At 42.1% G+C, this 14,224-nt stretch carries 12 protein-coding genes and 2 tRNA genes; 10 read left to right on the top strand and 4 right to left on the bottom strand.

What is annotated here, in order from left to right:
• Window positions 1-282: an IS3 family transposase gene (locus tag AAW31_RS23660; protein ID WP_036503716.1), complete on the bottom strand. Its 282-nt coding sequence runs from the start codon at window positions 280-282 to the stop codon at window positions 1-3.
• A 1,247-nt stretch (window positions 283-1,529) separates the two neighbouring features.
• On the opposite strand from AAW31_RS23660, the gene AAW31_RS11125 reads away from it, so the two are divergent.
• The 5 genes from AAW31_RS11125 to AAW31_RS11105 all read left to right on the top strand — a co-directional run bounded on the left by AAW31_RS11125 (window position 1,530) and on the right by AAW31_RS11105 (window position 7,482).
• On the top strand, window positions 1,530-2,018 hold the full coding sequence (locus AAW31_RS11125) for a hypothetical protein (RefSeq protein ID WP_046850272.1): 489 nt from the start codon (window positions 1,530-1,532) through the stop codon (window positions 2,016-2,018).
• 12 nt (window positions 2,019-2,030) lie between these two features.
• Entirely contained in the window at window positions 2,031-2,909 is an 879-nt protein-coding gene (locus AAW31_RS19025; RefSeq protein ID WP_052752214.1) for a helix-turn-helix domain-containing protein, read from the top strand.
• On the top strand, window positions 2,878-3,522 hold the full coding sequence (locus AAW31_RS19020; protein WP_144412932.1) for a hypothetical protein: 645 nt from the start codon (window positions 2,878-2,880) through the stop codon (window positions 3,520-3,522). Before AAW31_RS19025 ends, AAW31_RS19020 begins: the two co-directional genes overlap by 32 nt.
• A gap of 589 nt (window positions 3,523-4,111) precedes the next feature.
• A complete protein-coding gene (locus tag AAW31_RS11110) occupies window positions 4,112-5,242 on the top strand; it encodes an AAA family ATPase (protein ID WP_046850271.1) in 1,131 nt (376 codons plus the stop codon).
• A gap of 23 nt (window positions 5,243-5,265) precedes the next feature.
• Window positions 5,266-7,482, top strand: a complete 2,217-nt coding sequence (locus tag AAW31_RS11105) for a S8 family peptidase (protein WP_046850270.1) — start codon at window positions 5,266-5,268, stop codon at window positions 7,480-7,482.
• 383 nt (window positions 7,483-7,865) lie between these two features.
• Here AAW31_RS11105 and AAW31_RS11100 read toward each other — a convergent pair whose 3' ends face one another.
• The 3 genes from AAW31_RS11100 to AAW31_RS11090 all read right to left on the bottom strand — a co-directional run bounded on the left by AAW31_RS11100 (window position 7,866) and on the right by AAW31_RS11090 (window position 9,189).
• Window positions 7,866-8,765 carry a DUF6236 family protein gene (locus tag AAW31_RS11100; RefSeq protein WP_046850269.1) on the bottom strand — a complete coding sequence of 300 codons (900 nt, stop codon included), beginning with the start codon at window positions 8,763-8,765 and terminating at the stop codon, window positions 7,866-7,868.
• 176 nt (window positions 8,766-8,941) lie between these two features.
• A tRNA-Phe gene (locus tag AAW31_RS11095) sits at window positions 8,942-9,017 on the bottom strand.
• 95 nt (window positions 9,018-9,112) lie between these two features.
• Window positions 9,113-9,189, bottom strand: a tRNA-Arg gene (locus AAW31_RS11090).
• A 719-nt stretch (window positions 9,190-9,908) separates the two neighbouring features.
• Here AAW31_RS11090 and AAW31_RS11085 point away from each other — a divergent pair.
• The 5 genes from AAW31_RS11085 (at window position 9,909) to metW (ending at window position 14,181) form a co-directional block, all read left to right on the top strand.
• Window positions 9,909-10,301, top strand: a complete 393-nt coding sequence (locus AAW31_RS11085; protein ID WP_046850268.1) for a PTS sugar transporter subunit IIA — start codon at window positions 9,909-9,911, stop codon at window positions 10,299-10,301.
• A 1-nt stretch (window position 10,302) separates the two neighbouring features.
• On the top strand, window positions 10,303-10,572 hold the full coding sequence (locus AAW31_RS11080) for an HPr family phosphocarrier protein (RefSeq protein ID WP_046851719.1): 270 nt from the start codon (window positions 10,303-10,305) through the stop codon (window positions 10,570-10,572).
• The gene (gene ptsP, locus AAW31_RS11075) at window positions 10,569-12,296 is read left to right on the top strand and encodes a phosphoenolpyruvate--protein phosphotransferase (RefSeq protein ID WP_046850267.1); all 1,728 of its coding nucleotides are present in this window, start codon (window positions 10,569-10,571) and stop codon (window positions 12,294-12,296) included. The genes AAW31_RS11080 and ptsP overlap by 4 nt, the downstream gene beginning before the upstream one ends.
• Before the next feature lie 130 nt (window positions 12,297-12,426).
• Window positions 12,427-13,554 (top strand): homoserine O-succinyltransferase MetX, encoded by a 1,128-nt coding sequence (metX, locus tag AAW31_RS11070; RefSeq protein ID WP_046850266.1) that lies wholly within the window; start codon window positions 12,427-12,429, stop codon window positions 13,552-13,554.
• Between the two features lie 18 nt (window positions 13,555-13,572).
• Complete coding sequence (gene metW / locus AAW31_RS11065; protein ID WP_046850265.1) at window positions 13,573-14,181, top strand: methionine biosynthesis protein MetW; 609 nt, start codon at window positions 13,573-13,575, stop codon at window positions 14,179-14,181.
• Window positions 14,182-14,224 lie beyond the last annotated feature (43 nt).

Genomic DNA, 14,224 nt, shown 5'->3' with positions numbered 1-14,224 from the left:
TTAATGATTGAGCTTTCTTGCTAAAAAATCGCGTTCTACCGCCAATTGACCAATAACCCGGTGCAGGTCATCTGTTGTAGGCTGCTCCTTATTGGCGGCAGTATTATTTTTACAAAACAGCTCGGCAGCTTGCTCAATGAGTTGCCGTTTCCAGCTATTGATCTGCGTGGGATGTACATTATAACGCGCTGCTAATTGGGGGACAGTTTCATCACCACGTATCGCTGCCAGCGCTAGTTTTGCTTTGAATTCGCTCGAATATTGTATGCGCTTTTTACTCATTGTTATTAAGCTCCTTTTTAATTCTGCCAGAGCTTAACAACCTGTACAGTTTTTGGGTACCACTTCAATATGAACCAAATTTCCTTCAGGATGATATGATGTACATCACTCAAGCGGCTAAGTATCTTTAGATATTCGACCCATTTTATTCAGGATGACCGGCTTCTAATTTAACGTTAGTTGACATAAGAAAAGCTGTAAAAGGAACCCGAATTCTCTATGATGAAATTGTTTTAGAAAAGCACTTCATCACAAGAGGAGCCAGATTCCAATGGAAACTATAGCAATTTTTTTGTGCGAGTGACGACTTTTGTAAAAAGCCACTCTTTGAGCAACTCTAGGAGCAAGGTGTGCAGCTCGTTAATATGTAAGTTTGCACTTATAAGCTCATCCGTGGGCAATGGCATAGTCTGAAAAACAACTCAAGAACTACGCTTGAGCGTTTATTTTCTGGTGGGAATGGTTTATATGTGCCCTACTCTTCACTCCTAAAGTTTTCAAGATAAGATCCGCTAGAAGTAATTCATGATGCAGTATTTGTCATGAATCAAACCTAAAATCCAAAAAAGTGTTGGAAGCCCTGCCGGATTTTGTAGCCATCCGGTAGGGTTTTCTTATTTATCAAGCCCATTGATAATTTATAAATAATTGCTCAAAGCATGCTCTTTGTGATTCTGTAACTCAGCCAAGATCATAAGACACTTAGTAAAGGTTAATGATGTGAGAAATGGGCTATGATTGCGCTAGACCGATTATTTTCCTGCGCGAATGGTTTTATGTACCCCTTACCTTTTTTATCCTAAAGCTTCAGAAATAAAAGCCGTTAAGAGTATTTCATGATGTAGCATTTATCATGAATCCATTTAATGTGAAATAAAGCCCTCACTAGGTATCGCCCCACTTGGTGGGGGTTTTCTTATTTATCAAGCCCATTGGTATTGAGTTGTTACAATACATCCTTCAATCAAAATATGCTTTGCCGGTTACTATTATTTGACACACCAGATTAAGAGTAATATAGTGCGTCTCAGGGAGCCTCACAAACTCCAGTACAAAGCGGTCCCGCACTCGAAAGTTATGCGGTTTTTTTGCGCCCACAGTTTTTAACTACCCATAGGTTTATGGTTAGTTCAGATCGAGTCGGGGATAGGCTAATACAACACCCGCAAGGGAAATAGGCCTGGCTGACTTTGTACAGTTGTGAATCCCCGGCACCACTTCAATCACAAAATACAAAGGAGGACATTATGTCCAAGCAAAACAACCTACCCGTAGTATGCACTGATAACACATCCCATCACACCAGAAAAAAACGCGGCAACCATAACAATTTGCCAGCTACTCGCAATACCAGAAGTTATCCCCATAAACCGGAATCATTACCACCCGCCCAAGCAGAACAACTTGTCAAGCAGATAGAAGAAAGGCTGCTCAAATCGCTGGAAGACTACAAGCGTATTGAACCGCCAACATGGACACGTCCAGCATCAAGCTGCAATGAAGGTGATGGCCGCAGTATCGAGGTAGCAAAAAAACTCATCACTGAATTGAAAGTATGGTCAAACATTCTTCCCCGCGATATTGGCTCACCGCTATGGGATGCACTAGATGATCTTAATGGGTTGCTCATTACTGGCTGGACTGAAGTGGATGAAGCGTTGCTTCACATAAGCGTTGGTACTAACTACCTGAGACGCTGGATGGGTAGGAAAGGCCGTGTAGGTAACGCAGGGTAGGAGGATAAAAGGATGCGTCAAACGGACAATATCTTTTCCATGCTGCCTATAGAAGTGTTCATGGATGACAGGCTAAGCAAAACCGAGCTGCGTGTCCTTGGCGCTATCCTTTCCTTTAGAAATAAGGACACAAATCTTTGCTGGCCATCCAGAGAGCAAATTTCCGAAAGGTGCGGTCTGCCTTTATGCAAAATCTCAACGGCCACAACAAGTCTCGTTGAGCTGGGCTGGCTAAAAAAACAAGGCAATGGCGGAAAGTCAATGCATTGCCATTACAGCTTAACGGTGCCTGAAATCCCAATCAAAAAGGTTACTAATTCAGAAACGGTTACTGATTCAGAAACGGTTACCGATCACGAAACCGTTACTAATTCGGTAACGGTTACTGATTCGGTAATTCAAACGGTTACCGATTCAGTAACTCAAACGGTTACCGATTCGGTAAGGGGCAAAAAACAGACCATAGAACATACCAATAAACAGACCAATAAAGAAAAAACAAATAAAAAAGAAAAGAAAGAAAAATTCACTATCGACAGACCTGATGACATCCCTGAACAGGTTTGGAATGACTATCTGATTTTACGAAAACAATTCAAAGCACCTCTCACAGATACCGGTCTGAATGCTCTGAGGAAGGAGGCAGCCAAAGCAAAAATCAGTATTGCTGATGTTTTAGAAATCTGCTGCCAAAACGGCTGGAAAAGCTTTAAAGCCGAATGGCTGCAAAGAGAGCAAGCACCTCCTACAAAATCATCCAATCAGAAATTCAACCCAATGGACTACATCAACGGCGGCGATGGATATGGAAACCAACGAGAGCAAGGCAGAACGATCGATATCGAAGGCGAACTGGTCAATGAAGAGACAATCAGGAAAGTCAGCTATTGAGATGCTTTTTGAAAAGCTGGCTTTTTATTACCCGGGCAAGTGGCAGCAATGTTTCAAGTCTGAAGCTGAGTTAAAAAACTGGATGATCGGATGGGCTGAAGAGTTGGAGGAGAGAAAGGTTACTTTTGATGAAGCAAAGCTCGGTCTTGGTCAATGCATTAAGCTATACAAAGACTGGCCACCAACCTTCCCGCAATTTCTGGAAGCATGCCGACCTTCACTAGACTACGAAGCTGCTTTTCATGAGGCAATCGAGCAAATGCACCTACGTGGTGAAGGTCGCGATGAATGGTCAAATCCAGCCATCTATCACGCAGCAGTGAGAATCGGTATGGATATGAACAATCCTTACGCTTACCTCAAAACTCGCTGGAAAACAGAGCTTGATAAAGCGATTTATGACGTGTCAGCAGGTAATTTGCCGTCTGTGATTGAGAAACGAGTTAATCCATCAGGTTATCTACCTGCACCTAAACGTCAAGATGGGGAATATTCAGAAGCTTATTTGAACGAAAAAGCAAAGCTGGATGAAATATTGAACAGCGAGCCAGCTTGGAGAAAAACGCTACACGAGAAAGGTAAAGACATATCATCGCCACATGCAGGACTTTAGCTTATGTCCGGCTTTGTTCAAAATTTAACAAAAGTTAATGAAGAGATGCGCAGAATGGCCCACCTTAAGCCAGCACTAGCTCGCGTTGAAATATAGCCTTACTGAACGGCAAGCAAGAAAAATTCTGGCTATTGAACAGCAGGATGAGCCAAGACAGATGGGGTTGCTTTAATGATGCCCAAATAAAATAACCCAGTGGGTACTGTAAATATCTCACCGAGTTATTTAGGAATGATAAGGTTACTACAAATCTAGTATTGGCCAAGATAGTAAAAGCTTTAGCTTCTTTTCTCTTTTTGAGGCACTCAAAATTAATAATGCCTCCTAAACATAAAACAAATAGCAGGCGCTCAGGGTTTAATGTTTAGCTTTATGCCTTCTTCTCTATTTGCTTCACGCCTGGATTATTTTTTTACTTTACCTATCGTCTATAGATTTCTCACACCTTATATAAATCTTCGCGCCATCAATATCACACTCTTTAAATTTAAGTAGTGAAAAGCTCTAGATACATGTAGAATAATATTAGTCCAATATTTATTTATTAATTAAACTTTATTATCATATATTTAAATTAATTTTAGACTAAATGAACGATATAGAGACAGATTTATCCCATCTTGCCAGGCTTGCCCTTACAGAAAACACGCAAGATGTACGGTTATTCGTAGCGCGTCTTGTTCGCAAGTATAGAAATATCGAACCAGAACTCGCTGAGCAGATGGATCTACACCTACGCGCCAAGACACATAGCAGCCAAACATCGATGCGTAAAGTATCATCGCATCCTCCTATGTCGGATCGAACTCCACCTGTTGATGATGAATCTCGATTATCCCTTTTAAAGATATTCAAGGGAGAGTCGAGCGAAGATGCTCCTTTGCTAGCTGATGATCTTGCACAAACACTTGAACGATTAATGCAAGAGCGTCATCAGATTGAACGTTTAACTTCACTTGGCTTGCAGCCTACACGGTCCGCCATCTTTGTTGGACAACCCGGACTTGGAAAGACTATAACTGCACAATGGCTTGCATCACAGCTTAATGTTCCTCTTTACATTCTAGATTTAACTGCCGTTATGAGCAGCCTGCTCGGTCGCAGCGGTAGTAATTTACGGGCTGCGCTAGATTTTGCGAAAAGCAGCCCTTGCGTCTTACTATTAGATGAAATTGATGCTATTGCAAAGCGCCGGAATGACGAAAGTGATATCGGCGAATTAAAAAGACTTGTGACGATTATCTTGCAGGAAGTTGACGAATGGCCATCCACCGGCTTGCTGCTGGCAGCAACAAATAATCCTGAACTTATTGATTCAGCTTTATGGAGAAGATTCGATTTAGTTATTGAATTCAAAGCGCCTGATTCTGCCGCAGTAAAAATGGCCATCAAGCGTTTTTTTGGATCAGATTATGCTCGGTTCACGCGCTGGCTCGATATACTCGCTTTTGCCTTCCAAGGACTATCATTCAGTGACATCAAACGAGATATCCAGCGCCTTCGACGTTCTTTAGCGCTAGAAGCAGCTTCCGACACTGAATTGATCGAGGAATTTATTAAGCTGCGTGCCCCAGCTCTTGATCACCAGGGGCGCATTAATTTAGCCGTATTACTAGCCAAGCAGACTCGCCTATCACAACACAACATTTCCAGCATAACTGGCGTGAGCCGTGACACGATCCGAAAATATATCAGTGAGAAGACCCCAAAAACAAAATGAATAACAATAAGGAAGATTAACGCATGAGCACAACCAATTTTCTGATTGGACGCGGTGAATTACTGACGCATGACATCAAGGGACCAAAACGTCCACATAACAAGGCTCAAGCATATACTTTTCAAGAAGCAAAGCAACGGCTTGGCCCGCAATTCTTGGAAACTGCAGCCGCACTAGATACTCTCCCGCCGGAAGCTTGTCCTAGCGATTTTGGTGTAGCTCGTCTAGCCATGAACCCAAGCTATATCGCTCGCTCATTCTTTCCTATGGCGATGCTGCAGTCCGCAGGATTAGCGTCTATTGGCAGCCGCACTGTCAAGCTAACGCCCTATAAATGGACTAGGAAGGGTGCGCCCCAAGAATGCGCAACAACTGAACTGTTCGTCGCTGGCAAGCGGCAAGCATTTCGTCATCTTCAAGAATGGATGGGAGAAATAGAGCCCGAATCTGATGAAGCACTGGATTTGACCCATATCGAGAGGTTCACGGTATTTGCACCTAAAGAGCGAATAGTCAGAGGTGGTAACAAGAAAAATTATTTTTTCGAGATAGGAGTTCATCTATTACCAGAGGGAGATCGCTTATTTGTACAGCAAGCTTTCATGAAATATGCAAAGAATATGAATGTTAAGGTCTATAGTGATTTGAGCTTCACTGTTGGGAGTCTCTGGTTTGTCCCAGTCGAAGGTAAGCACATGGATATCGAGCAGCTTGCTATGTTTGCATTCATACGCGTCATCCGTCCAGTACCCAGGCTGCGTAGTTTTCGACCTATCCAACGCAATAATAGCGTGTCGATCAACTGCAGACTACCGACCGAGCAGCCGCTGTCATCGGAACCGAAGGTTGCTATCCTTGACGGTGGCCTCCCAAAACAACATACAATCAACCCTTGGATACGCTCTTACCGCATTCTTGATGAAAATGCGAAAGACGATGCCGATGGGCCAGCACATGGCTTAGCAGTTACATCGGCATTCCTATTCGGTCCAATCCAACCTAACGGAACCGCATTACGCCCATACTCTTATGTGGATCACTTACGCGTATTAGACGACAGCTCTGATGCTGAAAATCCATTGGAAATGTATCGAACACTAGGTTTTATAGAAGAAGTTTTATTGTCACGCCAGTACCAGTTTATCAATCTCAGCCTCGGCCCAGATCTACCTATCGAGGATACGGATGTTCACGCATGGACCTCCGTCATTGACGATTTATTAAGCGATGGCGACACGCTGATGACAATTGCAGTGGGCAATAATGGTGAGGGAGATCGTCTATCGCGAAATAACAGAGTGCAAGTACCTTCAGATTGCGTCAATGCGATTGCCGTAGGAGCTGCTAACAGTACTGAAAATAACTGGGGCCGTGCGCCATATAGCGCTACCGGACCAGGCCGTAGCCCTGGTGTTGTCAAACCAGATCTTATGGCATTTGGTGGCGATACTTCAAAGTATTTTCATGTATTGGAGTCAAGTAAAAGTCCTACACTTATACCGCAATTAGGAACCAGCTTTGCTTCGCCTTATCTATTACGTAGTGCCGTAGGCATTCGTTCTATACTTGGTTCGGAACTCACACCTTTATCCATCAAAGCGCTATTGGTGCATGCGGCCGATCCCTCTGAATACGACAAGCTGGAAGTAGGCTGGGGTAAAATTCCTGAAGACCTCATGAGTATCATAACTTGCCCAGAAGGAGTGGCACGCGTGGTTTATCAGGGTGAGTTGAAGCCAGGCAAGTATCTGCGCGCGACACTACCACTACCAACTGATGGTTTAAAAGGCAACATTCGTATTAAAGCAACATTCTGCTACGCTTCACCAACAGATCCTCAGGATGCGGCAGCATATACACGAGCAGGCCTTGAGGTTGTTTTTCGTCCTAGTGATGAGAAGATAAAAGGCGGTAAAATCAATGCTGACTCAAAGAGCTTTTTCGATATGAAGAAATACGCGACCGAGGAAGAGCGGCGTTCAGATATGGGTAAGTGGGAAACTGTCTTGCACAACGCGAAAAACATGCGTGGCAGCAGCCTTAATAATCCTGTATTTGACATTCACTACAATGCGCGAGAATCGGGCGGCAAAGCTAGCAGAGCAGAAAAAATTCGTTATGCGTTAATCATTACTATTGAAGCACAAAAGCATACTGACTTGTATAATGAAATTTTACGAGCTTATGCAAAAATACTAGTACCAATACAGCCACAAGTATCTTTGCCTATTCGTGTATAGAATTACGCCTCCTATAATCCTTCGATTAAAAGATTAACCCCAATATCATTTGGCGTTCTCTCCTGAAATTCGCATTACCTGTTAGCTCAATCCGCCCAAAACTTACGGGCGGATTTGCTTCTTTTTATTTCCCCTTTCTCATTGGTCCGCATGTTTCTGTTGAGGAAATCGATGCCTGGCAGACTGAAGATGTTCGATGCTGCATTAATGTTGAAGCTGAAAACGTAGGCTGCAATTATGTGAACAAAGCCGAGCGTCGTCGATGGGAAACGGATAGAGCTTGCAGAATAGAGGCTAAGTGATAAATAGCTTAGTTGGTGATTAATTGAAATCGCAAGCCATGCACTATTAGTGTGTGGCTTATTTACTTGCAGAACATATTATTAAGACAACTCTTTATGAATCTGGTATGCATATCGATAAGGATTTATAGGCCGTTTCTTTGATCGAAGACCAAAATCCCCCTTGATTTCAAAAGTACTTAGCAAACCAGCAACTCCAGCCGCAACTGTAGCAGCAACAAGTCCATATGGCTCGCCCATTTTCCAGCCGGCATATGTGAAAGGCCCAGATTTTACTGGGGTAAGATTAAAAGATGCTTTAATATTTGAAAGGTAAATAGGGAATTGCCATTCTTTTCCTACGACTAATAGATTTGAGCAAGCCTGATCAATCTCTGCAACGCGTTTTTGCAGTGTTAAAGCTCTCTCTGCAGAACCCTCGATCTCAGATACAAAAGATTCGAGCTGGTGTCTTAATAAAATTAGTTCATCTCGACGTCGTTCTTTGAATTCGAGTATTTCAACAAGCGGCACATCGTGTTGTGGTACAGGAATAGCCCTATGTAGCTCAACTAAAACCCCCGCCCCCTCTTCGACTAGATTTTCTTTCAATAAAAACGAATTTTCGCCTTGCGCAAGAGCCCAAGTTCCCGGCTCAGCCGACTCTCGATCTAGGTAAGCTTGGATTTGACTTTTGGCTATACCTTGAGCCATATCCCCGTTAAAGGTGTACTCTGGTCTGCTGAGAATTCCCGCTGATTCAAGAAATTCTTCATCCACATTGCTTCCAAAAAATATAGCTCTGGAAGATGGCCACACAAGTCGATCCCAAAATAGCAGAGCAAATCGAAGCTCCTGTGGATCTAGACTCGAAGATTTAGCGTATAAACGGGTGCCCTCAATCTCAATTGGCGGACTAACAACCAATCCGCGGTATCCTGGATTCTTGGGAATACGACCGAAATTCGGTTCACTCTGTTTTCTTCGCTTTGCTTCGCCCATCGAGCCTACCTAAATTAATTTTATTGTTATTTTCAAGAATGTTGTTATTGATAAAAATTTCCTACTATTTTCCTACACGAAAATCTGAATTTAGAAATGCGGTTACAAAACGGTTACAAATCTTAAGTAATGAAAAAAGGGTTACAAGTCATAAACCTGTAACCCTTTGAATTTATTGGTGGCCAAGGGCGGAATCGAACCACCGACACAAGGATTTTCAGTCCTCTGCTCTACCGACTGAGCTACTTGGCCTTTAGTACAACGAAGCGATATATAATATCTTTCAACTAAAAAAGAATATTATTTTCTTAAACTCATTTTAGCTTTATTTGGATAAGAATGAAATATGGCGCGCCCGGCAGGATTCGAACCCACGACCCCTTGGTTCGTAGCCAAGTACTCTATCCAACTGAGCTACGGGCGCTCCTAGCTTTTATTTTTCTTACAGTTTTTATTATTAGTTAATAGTACAACATTATATCAAAGGTTAATGAAACAGCCTATTAAAGCCAATAGTAAATAATTAAAACTATCTTTCTTTAAAATATTTTCATCAACTATTTTATGCTTTATAACAAGCCGGGCATGATGTTACATTTAACTGCTTTTGTCAAGAAATAGCCTCTTATTCTCAATATTCAATATGCAATAGAACCAATGTATCTTTCCATGAATATGAGTAGATACCCCCAAATTTGCTATGACTTATTCCATTTCTAAATCAAAACGGACTTTGTCGGCTCTACCCTGCCGTATGATTGATACTGTCTGCGGCTCGCCTTCGCGTCATTTTTGATTTAGTAATGAAATTAGGCTTTCGCTCTCGCCCATCTCGATTCTCCCCTTTTATCGTGTATTTGGCGACTAGCGATGACTGAATGAGTGATCCTATGCTCTTATGTAGTATAGAAAAACCAAGGTTAAATCATCTTATTTGGGCTATTAAGAAATGTAGAATACGGTAATATAATTCATCCTCATATGCTTGCCTCTATCGATATACTCGACTTCGTCAAGGGCATCATTGTTCTGCCGCTATAAAAAACAAGATTTTTTGATATGTTAAAGATGGACCAGAATAATCTCGACAATGATAAAATTTGTAATTTGATTTCTCATTGCGAAAAATAAGCAAAAATTTGAATGATCGGAATTTTAATTATCTCTCATGATAAGCTTGGTGAGAGTTTTACTCATTGCGCAGCCCATATTCTGGGAGAAAAACCGCAGCAATTAATATACCAAGCTATTTCCATACAAGATAAGCCTGATGAAGTAGTTGCTCAAGCTAAGGAATTAATTAAAAAACTTGATCAAGGCGATGGTGTATTAGTGATGACAGATATTCTTGGCGCAACTCCCTCTAATATCGCCACTCAGTTGATCCAAACTGGAAAAGTAGAATGCCTTGCAGGAATGAATTTACCCATGTTAGTGCGTGCATTAAATTATCGACATGAGCCACTTTCAGTTGTGGTAGCAAAAGCACTTGCTGGAGGTAAAGAAGGTGTGATGCATATTTTACATGGATGCTGAGATGCTACTTAAAGAAGTGACTATTATCAACAAGCTTGGCCTACATGCACGTGCTTCTGCGAAGCTTACACGCTTAGCAAGTCAATTCCAAAGTGAAGTATGGCTCATACGTAACGGTCGTAGAGTCAATGCAAAAAGTATTATGGGTGTAATGACGCTCGCCGCCAATAAAGGATCCACAGTTGCAATTGAAATAACCGGAGCTGATGAGACTGAGGCCATGCAGGCATTGACTAATCTGATCAATGGTTACTTTGGAGAAGGGGAATGAGTTTTATATTGCATGGTGTAGGTGCATCTGAAGGTATTGCGATCGGGCACGCACACCTTGCTTCTCCAGCCACACTTAATGTGGCTCATTATTTGATTCCCAAAAACCAGATAGACAAAGAAATAACACGATTAAACTGTGCTTTCGCAACAGTACGCGGGGAGATTGAAAAATTACAATCTTCAGCGAATCAAGGACCTACATTTGCTGAATTCAATGCTTTTCTTGAGCTGCATCATATGATACTGGATGATCCCACACTTAGCTCCGCAGCAGTTGAGTGTATCGCTCAAACTCAATGCAATGCAGAATGGGCCGTTACGCAGCAAATGGAAGTATTACTTTCTCAGTTTGAAGAAATTGAAGATGCTTATCTACGAGAACGTAAAACTGATGTCATGCAAGTCGTCGAACGGGTATTGAAAGTTTTATTGGGACATCCAGGTTACATTCCTCCTCCCTTAAAGCATGATGGTAACAGTATTCTGGTAGCACACGATCTAAGTCCAGCAGATGTTATGCAATATAAACAACATCAATTTGCGGCTTTTCTTACCGATTTGGGTGGCGTCACTTCTCATACTGCAATTATAGCTCGCAGTCTGAATATTCCTTCCATAGTAGCGATGCACCATGCGCGCCAGCTTATTTACAATAATGACCATTTAATAGTAGATGGAGGTCAAGGGGTGGTGATTGTCAACCCTGACAAATATGTGCTTGCTGAATATCGTTTAAAACAGAATCATCTGGATCTGGAAAAACGTAAACTCAAACGTCTCAAATCTATCCCTACTATGACACTCGATGGTACATCAATAGAATTACATGCCAATATTGAGCTACCTCAAGATGTTGAACAAGTTAAAGAAAGTGGCGCGACAGGTATTGGGTTGTTCCGCAGTGAATTTCTTTTTCTCAATCGAGATGATTTACCCAGTGAGGATGAGCAGTTTGAGGCTTATTCAACTGTCGCCCAAAATATGCGGGGCTTACCCGTTACCATACGCACATTCGATTTAGGTGCTGACAAGAGTCTTAAAAATAGCTGCCGCTCTGCCATCAATCCAGCGCTGGGATTGCGGGCCATTAGGCTAAGTTTAGCCGAGCAAGCTATGTTTCTAACACAACTGCGTGCCATTTTGAGAGCGTCTGCCTATGGCAAGATTCGCATCCTCATCCCAATGCTTTCAAACGATTACGAGATTAGCCAGACTTTACAACTTCTTAATCATGCTAAACAAAATCTGCAAGATGAAAAAAAACCTTTCGATGAGGAGATTAAGGTAGGTGGAATGATTGAAATCCCAGCAGCAGCACTAAGTCTGGAAATGTTCATGCGTAAACTGGATTTTTTATCCATTGGAACTAATGATTTGATTCAATATACATTGGCTATTGATAGAGCGGATGACACGGTGGCCCATCTCTATGATCCACTGCATCCCTCTGTGCTTTGGCTATTGGCGCGAATTCTTTCTACTGCCAATCGCGCCAATATGCCCATTTCAATTTGTGGCGAGATAGCAGGTGATATCCAATACACTCGCTTACTGTTAGGGTTTGGATTACAGCAGTTCTCCATGTATCCAGCCCATATTCTGCCTGTTAAGCACGAGATTCTAAAAAGCCATTTACCAAGTATCACGCCGATAATCCAAAAAATTCTTAAAACTGATGAATCTGAGAAAATTCATGGATTATTATCAAAATTAAATAACTAATCTTTTTAATTCGAAATAATCACGACTTTATAAACACTTAAGGCTCATAAGTACTTTTGACGATATAATGCTTATTTCACATAAGTTTTAGATAATCTTATACAGAATTTCTTAACGTCTTCTTATATTCATGCATGATTCAGACTCCATTGGTATCGTTGCGCCCCTAAGGATTTTCTTTGACACGCCACTTAGTCTGGAAAGTGGTGCAGTATTGGATAACTACGAGCTAGTTTATGAAACGTATGGTGAATTAAATGCAACCAGATCCAATGCAGTATTAATTTGCCACGCCCTCTCGGGTAATCATCACGTTGCTGGCGTTTATGCTGATAATCCTAAAAATGTAGGTTGGTGGAACAATATGATTGGTCCTGGCAAACCGATCGATACACATAAATTTTTTGTGATTGGGGTAAACAATATAGGGGGCTGCCATGGCTCAACTGGCCCTGCAAGTATCAATAAAAAAACGGATAAGCATTATGGTGCAGATTTTCCCATGGTCACAACGGTAGACTGGGCAGAAACTTATGTGCGATTAGCTGATAAACTTGGCATTGATCAATTTGCTGCTGTGGTGGGTGGCAGTCTTGGTGGCATGTCGGCCATGCAATTAGCCCTTTATGCGCCCGAGAAAGTACGGCACGCGGTTATTATTGCTGCTGCAGCGAAATTAACAGCACAAAATATTGCTTTCAATGATGTGGCACGCCAGGCCATCATTACCGATCCGGATTTTCATGGGGGCGATTATTATTCTCATGGTACATTGCCGCGTAGAGGTCTGCGTCTTGCTCGTATGCTGGGACATATTACCTATTTATCCAATGATTCCATGGCAGAGAAATTCGGACGGGATTTACGGACAGGATCGCTCAGCTTCAATTTTGATGTAGAATTCCAGATCGAGTCTTATTTGCGTTATCAAGGAGATAAATTTGCTGAGCAGTTTGATGCCAACACTTATCTGCTTATGACAAAAGCACTGGATTATTTTGATCCTGCGCGAGATTATGATGATGATTTGAGCGCTGCTTTCCGTTGCGCTAAAGCAAATTTTCTTGTGCTTTCATTTAGCTCTGATTGGCGTTTCTCACCTGAGCGCTCTCGCGCTATTGTCAAAGCTTTACTGGATAATGAACTCAATGTAAGTTATGCAGAAATATTGTCCAGGCATGGTCATGATTCCTTTCTCATGAAAGATGAGCACTATCACCAATTGGTGCGGGCTTATATGAATAAAATCGATATTTAATCTTTGCACAGTGTTTTCATGGCTAAGCTATTTTCCTCTCTTACTTTATCAAGACCCGATTTTGCTACCATTGCTGCTTGGATCAGACCAGAATCGAGAGTACTTGATCTTGGATGCGGTGATGGCACGCTGCTGCAGTATTTGCAGGAAACGCTCGGCGTACATGGTTATGGCGTGGAAATTGATGATGCCAATATCCTGGCCTGCCTCAACAATGGGGTCAACGTCGTTCAGAGTGATTTAGAATCAGGTTTATCAGGTTTCGAATCTGATTCGTTTGATTACGTCATTTTGTCGCAAACTCTGCAAGCGATGAGGCACACGGAAAAAATTATTCAGGAAATGCTCCGTGCGGGCAAAGAAGGTATCGTCACCTTCCCTAATTTTGGCCACTGGAAGAATAGATTACAAGTTTCATTGGGTCATATGCCGGTATCACAAAATCTACCGTATGAATGGTTTGATACCCCCAATGTTCACTTATGCACACTAAGTGATTTTGAGCAGTTTTGCCACCAACATGGTGTGCATATCTTAGAGCGGCGAGTCATGAGCGGTAACCGGCAAATTAATCTTGCTCCTAATTTTTTCGGGATGCTTGCATTTTATCGCTTTACCCGAAGGTAATTTTCTCAGCACGATTTTCCACCTTATTATTGGTAGATAGTGC

This window comes from Nitrosomonas communis, from assembly GCF_001007935.1.
Taxonomy (GTDB): Bacteria; Pseudomonadota; Gammaproteobacteria; order Burkholderiales; family Nitrosomonadaceae; genus Nitrosomonas; species Nitrosomonas communis.
The sequence above is the reverse complement of the archived record's forward strand: the minus strand, read 5'-3'. Positions and strand labels throughout refer to the sequence as shown.

Coding starts and splice junctions, on each gene's coding strand:
- AAW31_RS23660 (WP_036503716.1), bottom strand. CDS start 282: ATGAGTAAAAAGCGCATACAATATTCGAGCGAATTCAAAGCAAAACTA.
- AAW31_RS11125 (WP_046850272.1), top strand. CDS start 1,530: ATGTCCAAGCAAAACAACCTACCCGTAGTATGCACTGATAACACATCC.
- AAW31_RS19025 (WP_052752214.1), top strand. CDS start 2,031: ATGCGTCAAACGGACAATATCTTTTCCATGCTGCCTATAGAAGTGTTC.
- AAW31_RS19020 (WP_144412932.1), top strand. CDS start 2,878: ATGAAGAGACAATCAGGAAAGTCAGCTATTGAGATGCTTTTTGAAAAG.
- AAW31_RS11110 (WP_046850271.1), top strand. CDS start 4,112: ATGAACGATATAGAGACAGATTTATCCCATCTTGCCAGGCTTGCCCTT.
- AAW31_RS11105 (WP_046850270.1), top strand. CDS start 5,266: ATGAGCACAACCAATTTTCTGATTGGACGCGGTGAATTACTGACGCAT.
- AAW31_RS11100 (WP_046850269.1), bottom strand. CDS start 8,765: ATGGGCGAAGCAAAGCGAAGAAAACAGAGTGAACCGAATTTCGGTCGT.
- AAW31_RS11085 (WP_046850268.1), top strand. CDS start 9,909: ATGATCGGAATTTTAATTATCTCTCATGATAAGCTTGGTGAGAGTTTT.
- AAW31_RS11080 (WP_046851719.1), top strand. CDS start 10,303: ATGCTACTTAAAGAAGTGACTATTATCAACAAGCTTGGCCTACATGCA.
- ptsP (WP_046850267.1), top strand. CDS start 10,569: ATGAGTTTTATATTGCATGGTGTAGGTGCATCTGAAGGTATTGCGATC.
- metX (WP_046850266.1), top strand. CDS start 12,427: ATGCATGATTCAGACTCCATTGGTATCGTTGCGCCCCTAAGGATTTTC.
- metW (WP_046850265.1), top strand. CDS start 13,573: ATGGCTAAGCTATTTTCCTCTCTTACTTTATCAAGACCCGATTTTGCT.